We start from the raw sequence: 16,169 nt of genomic DNA, 5'->3' as shown, positions 1-16,169 counted from the left end.
TATCAACATATCTGGCGTTGATTTTTGGCACGCTGTTGAGTTCTCAAGGAACGGACGCTTCCTTTGTACTCACCCTCTCGGGCTTTCCTCCGGGCGCTTCCCTTCGCTGTTCCAAACTCTATCAGTGTTTTTCCGGCCCCCTGACCACCGTCCTGCAGGCATGCAGAAAGTGGCCCCGAGATAGGATCTGACAAGTTGGATGCTGCCGGGCAAGGGCACTTGATCGCGCCGCTCAGCCCCAAGCAGGAGTACGACTGTACACGGGGCCTCGAAGGCGGTGCAAATCGCTTGGACTGGTGGTCTAGACCACTAGCGGGTATCTTCCGTGCGGACCCCTCACTTCATCTGACATACGCTGCTGGACAGACGCAGCTCCACCCCTGGGAGGCTTCCCATGACCACCGTGACGTCCCCTCTTGCAGGACGCGCCATCGGACTGGCCGCCGTGCCGGATCCGGTCTTCTCCGGAGCCATGGTCGGCCCGGGTACCGCGATCGATCCCGTGCGTGAACCGTCCGAGGCCGTCGCGCCCGTCGACGGTGTGATCGTCTCTCTCCACCCGCACGCGTTCGTCGTGGTGGACGAGCAGGGACACGGCGTGCTCGTCCACCTCGGCATCGACACCGTGCAGCTCAACGGCGAGGGATTCGAGCTGCTGGTGAACAAGGGCGACACCGTCACGCGCGGTCAGGCGATCGTGCGCTGGAACCCGGCCGCCGTCGAGGCCGCCGGCAAGTCCGCGGTCTGCCCGGTCGTGGCTCTGGAGGCCACGGCCGAGGCCCTCTCCGAACTCCGTGACGACGGCGACGTGAAGGCCGGCGACAGTCTCTTCGTCTGGAAGTGACGTCAGTGCCGTCGTAGACGGCGAGCAGGGACGACAACCACCGCGGCGGCGGGACCCGCCGCACTATCGGAGACGGGTGAGATGGAGACAACGCTGCGAGGCGTCGGCGTGAGCCACGGTGTGGCGATCGGCGAGGTTCGGCACATGGGGACGGCGGTGCTGGAGCCGCCTGCCAAACAGATTCCGGCGGAGGACGCGGAGCGTGAACAGGGGCGCGCCCGCAAGGCCGTGGAGGCTGTGGCGGCCGACCTGACGGCGCGCGGCAATCTGGCGGGAGGCGAAGCCCAGGCGGTACTCGAGGCACAGGCCATGATGGCCCAGGACCCCGAGCTGATCGCGGATGTGGACCGGCGTATCGCCGTCGGCAGCACTGCCGAGCGTGCTGTGTACGACGCGTTCGCCGCGTACCGCGAGCTCCTGGCGGGCGCCGGTGAGTACCTGGCCGGCCGCGTCGCGGACCTCGACGACGTGCGGAACCGTATCGTCGCCCGTCTGCTCGGGGTGCCCATGCCGGGTGTTCCGGACAGCGACGAGCCCTACGTCCTGGTGGCGCGTGATCTCGCGCCCGCCGACACCGCTCTGCTGGACCCCACGCTCGTCCTGGGTTTCGTCACGGAGGAGGGCGGACCGACCAGTCACAGCGCGATTCTGGCGCGGGCGCTCGGTGTGCCGGCCGTTGTGGCGCTGCCGGGTGCCGGTGAGCTCGCCGAGGGCACGGTCATCGCTGTCGACGGAAGCACCGGCGACATCTTCGTGAACCCGACCGACGAGAAGAAGGCCGAGCTGGAGGCTGCTGCCGCCGCGCGGAAGGCCGCGCTCGCCGCGTCGACGGGTCCGGGGGCCACCGCCGACGGACACAAGGTGCCGTTGCTGGCCAACGTGGGTGGTCCGGCGGACGTGCCCGCCGCGGTCGAGGCGGGGGCCGAGGGCGTCGGTCTCTTCCGTACCGAGTTCCTCTTTCTTGACGACAGCAAGAACGCTCCGTCTGAGGAGAAGCAGGTCGAGGCGTACCGCCAGGTGCTGGAGGCGTTCCCCGAGGGGCGCGTCGTGGTGCGGGTGCTGGACGCGGGCGCGGACAAGCCGCTGGACTTCCTGACGCCGTCCGACGAGCCGAACCCTGCGCTGGGCGTGCGTGGTCTGCGGACGCTGCTGGACCACCCTGAGGTGCTGCGTACCCAGCTGACGGCGCTCGCCAAGGCTGGCGAGGGGCTGCCGGTGTACCTCGAGGTCATGGCCCCGATGGTGGCGGACCGTGCCGACGCCAAGGCGTTCGCCGATGCGTGCCGTGCGGCCGGACTGCAGGCGAAGTTCGGCGCGATGGTGGAGATCCCCTCGGCCGCCCTGCGGGCGCGGTCGATTCTGCAGGAGGTCGAGTTCCTGTCGCTGGGGACCAACGACCTCGCGCAGTACACCTTCGCCGCCGACCGCCAGGTAGGAGCGGTGTCGCGGCTGCAGGATCCGTGGCAGCCCGCGCTGCTCGACCTGGTCGCGCTGTCCGCCGAGGCGGCGAAGGCCGAGGGCAAGAGCTGTGGTGTCTGTGGTGAGGCGGCGTCCGACCCGCTGCTCGCCTGTGTGCTGACCGGTCTCGGTGTCACCTCCCTTTCCATGGGTGCCGCGTCCATTCCTTATGTCCGGGCGACGCTGGCGAAGTACACGCTGGCGCAGTGCGAGCGTGCCGCCGCGGCCGCCCGGGCTGCCGACAGTGCGGAAGAGGCGCGCGACGCGGCTCAGGCGGTGCTGTCGGGCGAGTAGTCGGACCGGCTCCTCGGCTGACGGTTTCCGGAGGGCGCTCCACCTGTGGGTGGGGCGCCCTCCTCGTGTTCAGTGACCGTGGCGTGGAGTCTGTCCTTCCGGTCCGAGGTCGGGGGGTACGCAGTAGTCGACATCCGATTCCGGGGAGATCAGGTCGCCGGAGTCGACGTCGGTGCAGTAGGCGTCGAAGACTTCTCCGGCGGTGAGGGGTTCGAGGCCGTCGCCGCGCAGGCGCCAGCCGTAGATGCGGTCGGTGGTCCCGGGGGCGCTGGTGCGCATGACGAGTCCGCCGGGGCCGCGGGTGGCGATGCCGAGTGCGAGGACCGTGGTGAATTCGAGGGCCTCGGCCTCGTCGAGTTGCACCGCTCCGTCCGTGTTCTCGTTGGAGTGGAGGGCGCAGACGAGGGTTTCCGGGGTGCCGGTGATGCTGCAGACGAGGTGGTGTTCGCCCGGCGGTGCTGTGTCGAGGATGCGGACGACGAGGTCCGCGGCGTGGGTGAAGGCCGCCCGGCCGATGTCCTCCCCGCAGGAACCGCAGGCGCCGAGGCGGGCGAGAAGTGTGGTCGCGTACTCCCAAGTGGCCTGGCGGACGGCCTCGTCCACGAGAGCGGGCACGAGGTCGGTGAGGGGCTGGCCCTCGTACGGGAGGGTCGGTCCGGTGGCGGCGAGCTCGGCCGTGAAGCGTGTGCGGCTCGACGGGAGGTCGGGGATGAGTCCCGTCTCCTCGCAGAACTCGGCGTACTCCTGGGGGTCGAAGAGGGCGACGGTGGTGTGGCTGCCCTGTGCGGCGCGGGTCCTCAGGAGGTCTTCGATCTGTTTCAGGTAGGTCGCGTGGTCGTCGAAGGTGAAGCTGCGGTAGCGCCGCATGGCACGGAAGTCGTGTTCGTCGGTGAGTAGCCCGATGGTGCCGGCGATTTCGCGGCGCAGGCCGCGTCGCGTCGTCTGGTGGTCGGTGTGCGCCATGTTTCCCCCTGTGCGCAGTCGATCAATGCTCACTCACAGTAACCGGCGGCACTGACAACGGGGGTTGGGCGAGGTACGTCCGGACCGAGCCAGAGCCCGGGGGCGAGTCGGCCGTGGTGAACCAGATGCGGGTCTACGGCTGGTAGGTGGCCTCCGGGCCCGGCTTGCGGATCACGGGCGACGGGCTCGCCGCGTCAGGCGCGTTTGCGGGCCAGGTCCTCGTAGAAGTGGAGCAGGTCGAGGTTGTCGATGGAGCCCGGGTTGACCGCCTTCTCCAGCGGGGTGCCCTGGAGGAGGCGCTTGACGGGGACCTCGATGCGCTTGCCGGTGAGGGTGTGCGGGATGCCGGGGACCTCGATGACCTCGTCCGGGATGTGGCGGGGTGAGAGGTTCTCGCGGATGGTCTGCTTGATGCGGTCGAGGAGTGCCTGGTCGAGGACGGCACCCGGGGCCAGTTGCACGAACAGGGGCATCCAGTAGCCGCCGTCGGGCTGTTCGATGCCGATGACCAGGGACTCCTTGATCTCGGGGAGTCGTTCCACGGCTTCGTAGATGTCGGCCGAACCCATGCGGACGCCCTGGCGGTTGAGCGTGGAGTCGGAGCGGCCGTGGATGACGACCGAGCCGCGTGAGGTGAGGGTGATCCAGTCGCCGTGCCGCCACACCCCGGGATAGGTGTCGAAGTAGCTGTCGTGGTACCGGCTGCCGTCGGGGTCGTTCCAGAAGTGGATCGGCATCGACGGCATGGGGTTGGTGACGACGAGCTCGCCGACCTCGTCGATCAATGGCTTGCCGCTCGGGTCCCAGGACTGCAGGTCGGTGCCCAGGCTCGGCGCCTGGAGCTCGCCGATGTACACGGGCAGGGTCGGTACGGCTCCCGCGAAGCAGGAGCACACGTCCGTGCCGCCGCTGACGGAGGCGATCCACAGATCGTCGCGGACCTCGTCGTGCAGCCAGCGGAAGCCGTCGGGCGGGAGCGGTGAGCCGGTGGTGGCGACGCACTGGACCTTGGAGAGGTCGAAGTCGCGTCCCGGGTGCACGTCGGCCTTGCGGCAGGCCATGACGTACGCGGCCGAGGTGCCGTAGAAGGTGGCGCCCGTGCGCTCGGCGACCCTCCATTGGGCGCCCGTGTCGGGGTAGCCGGGGCTGCCGTCGTACAGGACGACGGTCGTGCCGGTGAGGAGGCCGGAGACGAGGAAGTTCCACATCATCCAGCCTGTGGAGGTGTACCAGAAGAAGCGGTCCTCGGGGCCGAGGTCGCAGTGCAGGCCGAGCTGCTTGAGGTGCTCGACGAGGATGCCGCCCTGGGACTGGACGATCGCCTTGGGCAGGCCCGTGGTGCCCGAGGAGTACAGGACCCACAAGGGATGCGCGAAGGGCACCTGTTCGAAGACCGGTTCTGTGTCCGCGCGCGTGAGGGCGTCCCACTCCAGGGCGCCTTCGGGGGCCTCGGTGCCGAGGAGCGGGATGTGAACGACGGCGCGCAGGGAAGGCAGTTCGCGGCGGAGTTCGGTGACCGTCTCGCGGCGGTCGTGCTCCTTGCCGCCGTAGCGGTAGCCGTCGACGGTGAACAGGACGACCGGTTCGACCTGCTGGAAGCGGTCCAGGACGCTGCGGGCTCCGAAGTCGGGGGCGCAGGAGGTCCAGACGGCGCCCACGGCGGCGGTGGCGAGGAGGGCGACGACGGCCTGTGGGATGTTCGGGAGGTAGCCGCTGACGCGGTCGCCGGGCCGGACGCCGAGGGCACGCAGTTCGGCGGCCAGGGAGCCGGTCCGGCGGCGCAGTTCCGACCAGGTCACCGGGAGGGGCTCATGGGTCTCGTCGACGTACAGGAGGGCGGGTTCGTCCGCGCGGGTGTCGGCCGCGCGCAGGGCGTGTTCGGCGTAGTTGAGGGTGGCTCCGGGGAACCACTCGGCGCCGGGCATCGAGCGGTCGCCCAGCACGCGCGCGTAAGGCGTGGCGAACCGTACGTCGAACCATTGGGTGACGGCTTCCCAGAACGGCTCCAGCTCGTCCACGGACCAGCGGTGGAGCGCCGTGTAGCCTCCGTCGGCCGGAGCGCCGTGATGTTCGGCCGCCCATGCCTGGAACCCGGTGACCTGGGACCTGGCGATGCGCTGCGGATCTGGCTGCCAGAGCGGCTGGGGATTCTCGGTCGGCATGAGGGCTCCCGGACTGTGCGCGTCGTGTGCGTCTCCCGCGCACGGCCAGGGTGTGCGCGTGACGCGGCTGACAGGGACGATGCCATGTGATCAACTTCTACGCCAGGGTGCGCCCCACATAGTCCGTGTCGTGAAGATGTGGCCCCGGCACGGGTGAACGGCAGTTGAACGGCACACGCGGGTGGGGCGGTGAGTGGCAGGGTGAGCAGCATGAACGGTCGTGACCTGGTGCGTTCCATAAAGGCTGTTGGTTCGGCGGGGGCGCCCCAGGGGTTGCGTACCGTGCGCTCCGCGTGGCGCAGGAGGCGCACCGACGCCGTCGGGCTGCCGGTGCGGGGAGCCGAGCGGGCGCGGGTGCCGGGGCCGGTCCAGGGCGTCGAGCCGGGGCCCGGTGGGGGTGTGGTCCGGTTCAGCCGGTCGGAGCTGCGGATAGTCGTCGCGGTGAACGGGGCGGTCTTCTGGGGGTGGGACGGCGCCGGACCGGAGCCGTCGTACGCGCTGGCGGGCCGCTGCCCGGAGCCGGATCCCCGGGCGGTCCTGGAGCCGGACAAGGACGGTGGCTGGCGGGTCGTGGCCGAGCGGGCGACGGTCGTGGTCTCGCGGCACGGAGCGGTCGAGGTGCGTACGCCCGGCGGAGTGACCCTGCGCCGGGATCTGCCGCCCCGCTGGTGGGAGCCGGTGGGCGGGGGTGAGGCGCGCTGGATGCAGCGCTCGGAGGTGGCCGCCGACGCCCGGTTCTTCGGGCTGGGCGGACGGGCCTCGGGTCCCCGGTTGCGGGACGGGACGTACCGGCTGTGGAACACCGACCCCGGCCGGGCGTTCGGGCCGGGGGACGATCCGCTGTACGTCACCATGCCGGTGCAGCTGGTGGTGGCCGACGCCGCCACCCATCTCGTGTTCCACGACACCTCGTGGGACGGCACCGTGACCCTGCGGGAGGGCGAGGAGGGTGCCGGTTCCGGACATGACCGGACGGGGATGTCCGAGCTGCGGATGGCGGGCGGTCCGCTGCGCTGCTGGGTGATGGTGGGCACTCCCGCGCGCGTGCTGCTCGCCTGGGCCTCGCTGACCGGTGCGCCCGCGCTGCCGCCGTCGTGGGCGCTCGGCCATCATCACGCCCGCTGGGGCTTCGGCAGTGAGCAGGAGGTGCGGCGGATCGTCGCCGGGTACCAGGAGCGCGGTCTGCCGCTCGACGCCGTCCACCTGGACATCGACCACTACGACGAGCACCAGGTGTTCACGGTCGACCAGGAGCGCTTCCCCAAGCTGCCCCAGCTGGCAGAGGAGCTGCTGCGGGACGGGATCCGGCTGGTGTCGATCGTCAACCCGGCGGTCAAGGCCGCGCCGGGCAACGCCGTCCATGACAGCGGGACGGCAGAGGACGCCTTCGTGCGGGACGCGTCGGGGCGGGTCGTGGAAGGGGTCGTGTGGCCCGGTGAGGCGGTCTATCCGGACTTCACGCACGCGCGTGTGCGTGCCTGGTGGGGCCGTCTCTACCAGGAGCGGCTCACAGCGGGGTTCGCGGGGTTCTGGCACGACATGAACGAGCCCACGTCCTTCAACGCGTTCGGGGAGTCCACCCTGCCGCGGTCGGCCAGGCACTCCCTGGAGGGGCGCGGCGGTGACCACCAGGAGGCGCACAACGTCTACGCGTTGTGCATGGCCCAGGCCGGATACGAGGGTCTGCGCGCACTGGTGCCGAAGGAGCGGCCCTTCCTGTTCTCGCGCTCCGGCTGGGCCGGAATACAGCGGTACGGGGGCACCTGGTCCGGTGACGTGGCCACCGGCTGGCCGGGCCTGCGGGCCTCGCTGTCGCTCGTGATGGGGCTCGGGCTGTGCGGGGTGCCGTACTCGGGGCCCGACGTGGGCGGCTACGACGGGCATCCGTCGCCCGAGCTGTATCTGCGCTGGTTCCAGCTCGGCGCCTATCTGCCGTTGTTCCGTACCCACGCGAGTCTGCGGGCGGGGCGCAGGGAGCCGTGGGAGTTCGGGGCCGAGGTGCTGGAGCACGCGCGCGTGGCGCTCGTGGAACGCCGGCGGCTGCTGCCGTACTTCCTGACGCTCGCGCAGCTGGCCCGGCGTACCGGAGCGCCTTATGTGCGGCCCTTGTGGTGGTCCGCGCCCGAGGACCGCGCTCTGCGGGACTGCGAGGACGCTTTCCTGCTCGGTGACTGCCTGCTCGTGGCGCCTGTTCTCGATCCGGGTAGCGACAGACGTGCGGTGCAGCTGCCGCGGGGGCGCTGGTACGACACCACCACGGAACAGGTGTACGAGGGGCCGGGGCAGGTTCTTGTCGACGCTCCGCTGTCGCGCATCCCGGTGCTCGCGCGCGCGGGCGCCGTCATTCCGGTGCGGGGGGACGGCGGCGGGATCGAGCTGGAGGTGTGGGCGCCCGCCCGGGGACGGAGCGGGGGCGGACTGGTCGTCGCGGATGCGGGCGACGGTTGGGACGAACCGGAGATCGAACGGTACGTCGCCCGCTGGGAGGGGCGGAAGGTGGTCGTTCAGCGGGAGGGCGAGGACGGCTTGAGCGAGCCGTCCCACCCGGTGCGGCTGCGCGGGCTGGGAGCGCGCTGAGGCTCAGACGTAGCGGCCCTCGAACCAGGCCCGTACGGCCAGCGTGTGCAGCGGGAAGGCGAGCTCCTCCGGCCTGCGCAGAAGGTGCCAGCCCTCCGTCTCGTCCGTGGCCGCGGACTGCGGCAGGCCGTCGGCGGGGCGCTCCGGCAGCACTCCGAAGAGCAAGAGGTGGCCGTCGGGCGAGCTCAGCACGTCGACGAGCCGTACGTCGCGGCTCGCGGCCTCGATGCCGGTCTCCTCCTTGAGTTCCCGGACCAGGGCGTGCCGCCAGTCCTCGCGGTCGTCGATGTAACCGCCGGGCAGTGCGATGCCTCCGCGCGCGGGAGCGACGGTCCGGGTGATGACGACCAGGGCGGTGCCCTGGGTGTCGTAGACGGGCTGGAGTGCGACGGCGACCGGCAGGGGGTTGCGGTACGCCACGGTGGTGCAGACGGGACAGGTGCGGGGCCAGCCCGCGACACCCTCTCCGTAGGGCGCTCCGCAGCTCGAACAGTGGGAGCCGGGCGCGGAGTTGGGGCTGGAGTGCTGAGTTTCGGACACGCCGCGGACTGTATCCGATCATCGGGTGCTGCGGTTCCGTCGGGCCCTCTGCCTCTTTGCCGCCGCCCGTGCGACACTTCTGACGTTCCGTCAGATCCGGTCCGGGGAGGGGCTTTGCCGCGCACGCGCACACCTGTGGTCACCGGGTGGTTCGCCGGTGACGGAGACGACTTCACGCTTCTCGGAACGCGCTGCTCCGCCTGCGCCTCGGTGTTCTTCCCCCGCGAGGACGGCCACTGCCGCAACCCCGGGTGCGCGGGTGGCGATCTGGCGGAGATTCCCCTTTCGCGGCGCGGTCGTGTCTGGTCGTACACGGACAGCCGCTATCGGCCGCCGTCACCGTATGTGACCGACCCGGAACTTCCGTGGGAGCCGTACACGTTGATCGCTGTGGAGCTGGCCGCCGAGCGGATCGTGGTGCTGGGGCAGGCAGTTCCCGGGGTCACCGTCGCCGATCTGACCGTCGGCGCGGAAGTGGAGGTCGTCCCGGGGGTGCTCCATGAGGACGGGGAGACGGTCTGGACGACGTGGCGGTGGCGGCCGACGGGGGTGAGGGCATGACGGGTGAGGTGGCGGTGCTCGGCGCGGGCATGCACCCCTGGGGCAAGTGGGGGCGCGGCTTCGTGGAGTACGGCGTGGCGGCGGCTCGCGCGGCGCTGGCCGACGCGGGCGTGGAGTGGCGGGACGTCGGTTCGATCGTCGGCGCGGACACCGTGCGGGGCGGCTATCCCGGCTATGTGGCGGGAGCGACCTTCGCCAAGGCGCTCGGCTGGCAGGGGGCCCGTGTCGCCAGCGTGTACGCGGCGTGCGCGTCCGGGGCTCAGGCGGTGGCCGCCGCGCGGGCGCAGATCCTGGCGGGGCTGGCCGACGTGGTGCTCGTGGTGGGTGCCGATGCTGCTCCCAAGGGTTTCTTCCGGCCCGCGGGCGGCGATCGGCCCGACGATCCGGACTGGCTGCGGTTCCGGGTCCTGGGAGCGACCAACCCGACCTACTTCGGGCTGTACGCGCGCCGGCGGATGGCCGTGCACGGGGACACGGTGGAGGACTTCGCGCAGGTCAAGGTGAAGAACTCGGCACTGGGCGCGCTGAATCCCTACGCGCGGTACCGCAAGCGGGTCAGCGCCGAGGAGGTGGCGGCCTCCGCCGTGGTGGCCGATCCGCTGCGGCTGCTGGACATCTGCGCCACCTCGGACGGCGGGGCGGCGCTGGTGCTCTCCAGCATGGAGTTCGCACGCAGCAGGGGCGTGGGGGAACCCGTGCGGATCAGGGCGGTGTCGACGGTGACGCCGACGTATCCGAACACCGTGCTGGATCTGCCGGACATCGCGACGGACTCCGCCGCCGCGGTCGAGCCCGCCGACGAGACGTTCCGCGCGTCGATCGCGCGCGCGGCCTACGAGGAGGCCGGTGCGGGGCCGGAGGATCTTTCCCTCGCCGAGGTCTACGACCTGTCCACCGCCCTGGAGTTGCAGTGGTACGAGGACCTCGGGCTGTGCGGGCAGGGCGAGGGTGCGAAGCTCCTGCGCGAGGGGGCGACGGCCCCGGGCGGGCGCATACCCGTCAACATGAGCGGCGGACTCGCCTCCTTCGGAGAGGCGGTGCCGGCCCAGGCGATCGCCCAGGTGTGTGAGCTCACCTGGCAGTTGCGGGGCGAGGCGGGCGACCGGCAGGTCGGGCACGCGCGCGTGGGGATCACCGCGAACCAGGGGCTGTTCGGGCACGGGTCGGCGGTGATCGCCGTGCGGTGACCGGAGGGAAAGGGGTTTCCCATACGCTGTGTGAGCGCCCCGGAATCCTGCGTGAACGTCTCATGAACTGCGCTCGGGCGTGCGCGAATGGAGCGACCATGCTCCCGTGCCCTCCTGGACGGACACTCTCCGCTTCGCCTTCCAACCCGTGGTCAACATGGCCACCGGCGCAGTCGCGGGGCTGGAGATACTCGCCCGCCCGGAGACCGGCGACATCCTGGCGGAGGCCCGCCGCGATCCCGAACTCGACGGACGGCTCGCCGTGTTGGCGGTACGGGCGGCCGCGCGCCGGGAGACGCTGCTGCCGCTGCACGTCAACGTGTTCGCGGGCACGCTCGCCGACCTCGGCGGCCTCACTCCGCTGCACCACGCGGTACGTGAGGCGGGGCGGCTGCCGTGGGAGGTCACGATCGACGTGGGTCCGCCGTACACGCACGTACCGCATCAGGCGCTCCTGGAGGCGCTCGCCGGGCTGCGGGGGCAGGGCTTCCGGATCAGTGCGGACGGGGTGGGCGACGGGGACGTACCACTGAGACTGCTTGTCGACATGTCGCCCGACCTCGTGAAGCTCGACGCGTCGCTGCTGGTCCGGCCGTCGGCGGTACGGGCCATGCGGACCCTGTGTGACGAGCTGGGAGCGCTCCTGTGCGCCGAGGGCGTGGAGACGGAGTTGCAGTACGGGGCCGCGCTCGCGGCCGGCGCACAGTTGGCGCAGGGCACGCTGCTCGCGCCGCCGTCCCGGCTTCCCGCGGCGGAGGTGTATGTGCCACCCCGCTCCCCCGCCGAGACGGCGCCCCCGCGGTCCGGTCCTTCGGTTCGGGAGTTCGTGCGCCCCGCCGCGCTGTTGCCGGCCACCGCCTCCGCGGGGCAGGTGCGGGCGCTGCTGACCGGGTCGCCCGACGTGTCGGGGGTGCTGCTCGTGGACCGGGACGGGGTGCCGTTCCGCTCGGTGCACCGCTCGCGCTTCCTGCTGTCGATGTCGGGGCGCTACGGACACGCCCTGTACGCCGACCGCCCCGCGGCCAGACTCGGCGATCCACCGCGGACGGTGGGGATCGACGCCACCGCGTGGGAGGTCCTGGACGTGGTCGCCGTCGGAGACCGGGACCGTACCTCGGACGACGTCGCGGTGGTCGACCGGTACGGCCGTTGCGTGGGAGTCGTCCGCCTCGCGGATCTCGTACGGGCGTTGAGCGAGACCCGGGTGGAGGAGGCCGCCGGGCTCAACCCGCTGACCCGGCTGCCCGGCTCGGACGCGATCACCGGCGAGGTGGACCGGCGTATCGCGGCCGGGCGGACGTTCACGCTGAGCTGGCTGGACGTCGACCACTTCAAACAGGTCAACGACGGGGCCGGCTTCGCGGCGGGCGACGAGCTCATCCGCGCGGTGGGGCGGGCGCTCCAGCACGCCGCGACCGGCACCGCGCGCGTGGGGCACATCGGCGGGGACGACTTCCTGGTGCTGGCGGACCCTGAGGAACTGGCTCCGCTGGCCGCTTCCGTGCTGGACGCGCCCTGGGCCGCGGGCGGACGGCCCGTGACGCTGTCCCTGGCCACCGTGGTGTGCGTGCCGGGCAGCGCGGCGGACCACCGGGAGGCGGCCGCGTGTCTGGCGCCGCTCAAGAAGGCCGCGAAGGCGCTCAGCGGGGCGAGCTGGGTCGTGGGGCGGGCCGGGCTGCCGGGACACGAGATCCGCCGCGGGACGGGGCCCCAGGCGGCTTCGACGGGGTACGCGGTGGCGGAGCCGGGGAGGGGCTGAGGCGCCTCGCGGCAGGGCGCCGTACGGCTCGGACAGGTCCCGGCCGTCGACCGGGACGGTCCGTACGACCGGTCCCAACCGTTGCCGTCGGCGACCTTGACGCCCCTCGGGGCCCGGTGAACACTTCCGGTGTCGGTCGACATCGCCGTACATTCTCGGCGTTCCAGGCACCACGCCGCGCGGGCCCCCACGAGCCAAGGCCCATACCCCCACGGGCGATTCGGCTGCGACGGCACGCTCGTCGCGGACGCCGGGCGGGGCGCGGGATCCTCCTGCCCTCGGCAGTTCGCCAAGGGAACCGCACCTGCACGCAGGGCCTAGGAGCCGCCATGAGCAACGGAGACGTATTCCTCGGTGAGGTCATCGGTACGGCGATTCTGATCCTCTTCGGCGCCGGTGTGGTCGCCGCCGTCGTACTCAACTACTCCAAGGCGAAGGACGCCGGCTGGGTCGTCATCGCGTTCGGCTGGGGCTTCGGCGTGCTGGCCGGGGCCTACACCGCCGCCCCGCTGTCCGGCGGGCATCTCAACCCCGCGGTGACCATAGGGATCGCCGTCGACACCGGGGACTGGGACCAGGTGCCGGTCTACATCGCCGGACAGATGGTCGGCGCCATGCTCGGGGCAGTGCTGTGCTGGCTGACCTACTACGCGCAGTTCCAGGCCAACGCCGAGGAGGAGATCGCCCAGCCCACGCTCGGGATCTTCTCCACCGGGCCCGCGATCCGCAATCCCGTGGCGAACCTGATCACGGAGATCATCGCGACCGTCGGCCTGGTCCTGCCGATCCTGGCCTTCGGGCTCACCAAGGGACTCGGCGAGTCCGGTACCGCGGTCCTGGTCGTCGCCTTCCTGGTGGTCGGCATCGGCCTGTCGCTCGGCGGGCCCACCGGATACGCCATCAACCCGGCCCGCGACCTGGGCCCGCGCATCGTCCACACCCTGCTGCCGATTCCCAACAAGGGCACCTCGGACTGGGGATACGCGTGGATCCCGGTGGTGGGACCGCTGATCGGCGGGGCGCTGTCCGGGGTGATCTTCAACGCGGCATTCTGAAGCAGGGCCGACACAGCTTGTGCAGGAACCGACGAAGGGGACGTCATGACGGACAGGTTCGTCGCCGCTATCGACCAGGGCACCACCTCAAGCCGCTGCATCATCTTCAACCAGGACGGCGCGATCGTGGCCGTCGACCAGCGCGAGCACCGCCAGATCTTCCCCAAGCCCGGCTGGGTGGAGCACGACGCCACCGAGATCTGGTCCAAGGTGCAGGCCGTGGTCGCCGGGGCGATCGCCAAGGCCGGGCTGCGCGCCGACCAGCTCAGCGCACTCGGCATCACCAACCAGCGCGAGACGACGGTCCTGTGGGACCGCGCCACGGGCAAGCCCGTGCACAACGCGATCGTGTGGCAGGACACCCGCACCGCCGCCCTGACCCACCAACTCGGCGGCACGGACGGACAGGACCGGTTCCGCGAGCAGACCGGACTGCCACTGGCCACCTACTTCTCGGGGCCGAAGGCGGCCTGGCTGCTCGACAACGTGCCGGGGCTGCGCGCGCGTGCCGAGAACGGCGAGATCGCCTTCGGCACCATCGACTCCTGGCTGATCTGGAACCTCACCGGCGGCACGGACGGCGGGCGGCACGTCACGGACGTGACCAACGCCGGCCGGACCATGCTGATGAACCTGGAGACCCTCCAGTGGGACCAGTCCATCCTGTCGGCGATGAACGTGCCCGAGGCTGTCCTGCCCGAGATCAGGTCGTCCGCCGAGGTGTACGGCACCGCGGTGGGCCAACTCGCGGGCGTGCCCGTGGCATCCGCCCTGGGTGACCAGCAGGCCGCGGTGTTCGGGCAGGCCTGTTACGACGTGGGGACGGCGAAGAACACGTACGGCACGGGCTCCTTCCTGCTGCTCAACACGGGCAACCGGCCGGTTCCGTCCAAGAACGGGCTGCTGACGACGATGGGCTACAAGATCGGCTCCGAGGCGCCGGTGTACTGCCTGGAGGGATCGATCGCCATCACGGGCGCCCTCGTCCAGTGGTTCCGCGACCAGCTCGGCATCATCCGTACCGCCGACGAGATCGAACCTCTGGCGGCGAGCGTCGAGGACAACGGCGGGGCGTACATCGTGCCCGCCTTCTCCGGCCTGTTCGCGCCCTATTGGCGCTCGGACGCGCGCGGGGTCGTCACGGGCCTCACCCGGTACGTCACCAAGGCGCACCTCGCGCGGGCCGTACTGGAGGCGACGAGCTGGCAGACGCGCGAGGTCGTGGACGCCATGTACCAGGACTCCGGGGTGCAGATCACCACCCTGAAGGTGGACGGCGGCATGACCAAGAACAACCTGCTCATGCAGCACCAGGCGGATGTGCTCGACGTGCCGGTGGTCCGGCCGAAGGTCTCCGAGACCACGTGTCTGGGCGCCGCGTACGCGGCCGGTCTCGCCACGGGTGTGTGGAACGACCTCGACGAGCTGAAGTCCCACTGGCAGAAGGACGTCGAGTGGACGCCGGACATGGAGGCGTCGGTCCGGGACCGCCAGTACCACAACTGGCGCAAGGCGGTGGAGAAGAGCTTCGGCTGGGAGGAGGACGGCGAGAACTAGGCACACCCACGCGCGTGGTGCCGTCGAAACGCGGCCCGTACCCCTGTCGGCGGGGGTACGGGCCGCACCCGTTCCTCAGGTGGTGACGGTCTGGCGGCGCCGGGCGGAGTACGCCATCGCGTGCTGGACGACGCCGACGAGGACGTCCTTGACCGACTGCTTGTCCCGGGCGTCGCACAGCACGACCGGTACGTCCTCGTCGAGGTCCAGGGCCTGCCGTACGTCGTCCTCGGGGTAACGGACGGCCCCCTCGAAGCAGTTGACGCCGACGAGGAAGGGGATGGAACGCCGCTCGAAGTAGTCGACGGCGGCGAAGCAGTCCTCCAGGCGGCGCGTGTCGGCGAGCACGACGGCTCCGAGGGCGCCCTCGGACAGCTCGTCCCACATGAACCAGAACCGTTCCTGCCCGGGTGTGCCGAACAGGTAGAGCACCAGGTCCTCGCGCAGGGTGATGCGTCCGAAGTCCATGGCGACGGTGGTGGTGCGCTTGCCCTCGACCCCGCTCGTGTCGTCGACCGGGCGTCCCGCCTCGGTGAGCAGTTCCTCGGTGCGCAGCGGCCTGATCTCGCTGACCGCGCCCACGAGCGTGGTCTTGCCCACGCCGAAGCCGCCGGCCACCAGGATCTTGAGCGTGACGGGCTCGACCGGGGGCTTGCCGCGCTCAGAACGCCCGAAGATCATGGGTCTCTTCTCCTGCTTGCTGGGGGTGTGGGATCGGGTCCGTCTCCCCGATCGCACTGCTCGGAACCGTGTCCGCGCGCTGGTGACCTGCCGTCCGCGGAGGGTCGTCGACGATCAGTCAGATCATATCGGCGGTCACAGGGCCCGGAGGCCGTTGATCACGTCGCGCAGGATGCTCTCGTCCGGAAGCTCGGCGGGCGGCACCGGCCGGTTCACATGGACCCACTCCGAGGCGACGAGGTCACCCACGAGGACCCGTACGACCCCGATGGGCAGGTCGAGTTCGGAGGACAGCTCGGCGACCGACTGGGGGGTGTCCCGGCACAGGTCGACGATGTCCACGTGTTCGGGGGACAGCGAGTGGTCCCCTTCGGGATCGTCCGAGTGGGGTTCGGCCACGACGACCGCGATGAGGTCGAGCCGGTGCTGGCCGGCACTTGTGGTGCGGCCGCGCGTCATGGCGTACGGACGGACCACCGGTCCGGCCTCGTCGTCGAACCAGTGGCTTCTTCCCTGACCGTCTGTGCTCAT

General features: G+C 70.9%; 13 protein-coding genes. 8 read left to right on the top strand and 5 right to left on the bottom strand.

The window, feature by feature from the left end; translation table 11 throughout:
* The first annotated feature begins 394 nt into the window (after positions 1-394).
* Both ACFYZ8_RS39695 and ptsP read left to right on the top strand, forming a co-directional pair.
* Positions 395-844: a PTS glucose transporter subunit IIA gene (locus ACFYZ8_RS39695; RefSeq protein WP_359035742.1), complete on the top strand. Its 450-nt coding sequence runs from the start codon at positions 395-397 to the stop codon at positions 842-844.
* A gap of 81 nt (positions 845-925) precedes the next feature.
* Entirely contained in the window at positions 926-2,596 is a 1,671-nt protein-coding gene (gene ptsP, locus ACFYZ8_RS39690; RefSeq protein WP_359035744.1) for a phosphoenolpyruvate--protein phosphotransferase, read from the top strand.
* 69 nt (positions 2,597-2,665) lie between these two features.
* Here the strand turns inward: ptsP and ACFYZ8_RS39685 are convergent, their stop codons facing one another.
* Together ACFYZ8_RS39685 and ACFYZ8_RS39680 are read right to left on the bottom strand one after the other, a co-directional pair.
* Positions 2,666-3,559, bottom strand: coding sequence for a hypothetical protein (locus ACFYZ8_RS39685; RefSeq protein WP_388540253.1), 894 nt, complete (start codon positions 3,557-3,559; stop codon positions 2,666-2,668).
* Positions 3,560-3,753: 194 nt separating this feature from the next.
* A complete protein-coding gene (locus tag ACFYZ8_RS39680; protein ID WP_388540255.1) occupies positions 3,754-5,721 on the bottom strand; it encodes an acetoacetate--CoA ligase in 1,968 nt (655 codons plus the stop codon).
* A gap of 210 nt (positions 5,722-5,931) precedes the next feature.
* On the opposite strand from ACFYZ8_RS39680, the gene ACFYZ8_RS39675 reads away from it, so the two are divergent.
* Positions 5,932-8,298, top strand: a complete 2,367-nt coding sequence (locus tag ACFYZ8_RS39675; protein ID WP_388540258.1) for a TIM-barrel domain-containing protein — start codon at positions 5,932-5,934, stop codon at positions 8,296-8,298.
* Positions 8,299-8,301: 3 nt separating this feature from the next.
* On the opposite strand, the gene ACFYZ8_RS39670 is transcribed toward ACFYZ8_RS39675, so the two are convergent.
* A complete protein-coding gene (locus ACFYZ8_RS39670; RefSeq protein ID WP_359035752.1) occupies positions 8,302-8,838 on the bottom strand; it encodes an NUDIX domain-containing protein in 537 nt (178 codons plus the stop codon).
* Between the two features lie 135 nt (positions 8,839-8,973).
* Between ACFYZ8_RS39670 and ACFYZ8_RS39665 the strand changes: the two genes are divergently transcribed.
* The 5 genes from ACFYZ8_RS39665 to glpK all read left to right on the top strand — a co-directional run bounded on the left by ACFYZ8_RS39665 (position 8,974) and on the right by glpK (position 14,957).
* Positions 8,974-9,399 (top strand): Zn-ribbon domain-containing OB-fold protein, encoded by a 426-nt coding sequence (locus ACFYZ8_RS39665; protein WP_388540489.1) that lies wholly within the window; start codon positions 8,974-8,976, stop codon positions 9,397-9,399.
* Positions 9,396-10,586 (top strand): lipid-transfer protein, encoded by a 1,191-nt coding sequence (locus tag ACFYZ8_RS39660; protein WP_359035754.1) that lies wholly within the window; start codon positions 9,396-9,398, stop codon positions 10,584-10,586. Before ACFYZ8_RS39665 ends, ACFYZ8_RS39660 begins: the two co-directional genes overlap by 4 nt.
* 106 nt (positions 10,587-10,692) lie before the next feature.
* Positions 10,693-12,345, top strand: coding sequence for an EAL domain-containing protein (locus tag ACFYZ8_RS39655; RefSeq protein WP_388540262.1), 1,653 nt, complete (start codon positions 10,693-10,695; stop codon positions 12,343-12,345).
* Between the two features lie 329 nt (positions 12,346-12,674).
* Entirely contained in the window at positions 12,675-13,400 is a 726-nt protein-coding gene (locus ACFYZ8_RS39650) for an MIP/aquaporin family protein (protein WP_359035758.1), read from the top strand.
* A gap of 45 nt (positions 13,401-13,445) precedes the next feature.
* Positions 13,446-14,957, top strand: coding sequence for a glycerol kinase GlpK (gene glpK / locus ACFYZ8_RS39645; RefSeq protein WP_359035760.1), 1,512 nt, complete (start codon positions 13,446-13,448; stop codon positions 14,955-14,957).
* A 75-nt stretch (positions 14,958-15,032) separates the two neighbouring features.
* Here glpK and ACFYZ8_RS39640 read toward each other — a convergent pair whose 3' ends face one another.
* Complete coding sequence (locus ACFYZ8_RS39640) at positions 15,033-15,638, bottom strand: ATP/GTP-binding protein (protein WP_359035762.1); 606 nt, start codon at positions 15,636-15,638, stop codon at positions 15,033-15,035.
* Between the two features lie 135 nt (positions 15,639-15,773).
* Positions 15,774-16,169, bottom strand: a complete 396-nt coding sequence (locus tag ACFYZ8_RS39635; protein WP_359035763.1) for a DUF742 domain-containing protein — start codon at positions 16,167-16,169, stop codon at positions 15,774-15,776.

The organism is Streptomyces sp. NPDC001668, assembly GCF_042893155.1.
GTDB lineage: Bacteria > Actinomycetota > Actinomycetes > Streptomycetales > Streptomycetaceae > Streptomyces.
The sequence above is the reverse complement of the archived record's forward strand: the minus strand, read 5'-3'. Positions and strand labels throughout refer to the sequence as shown.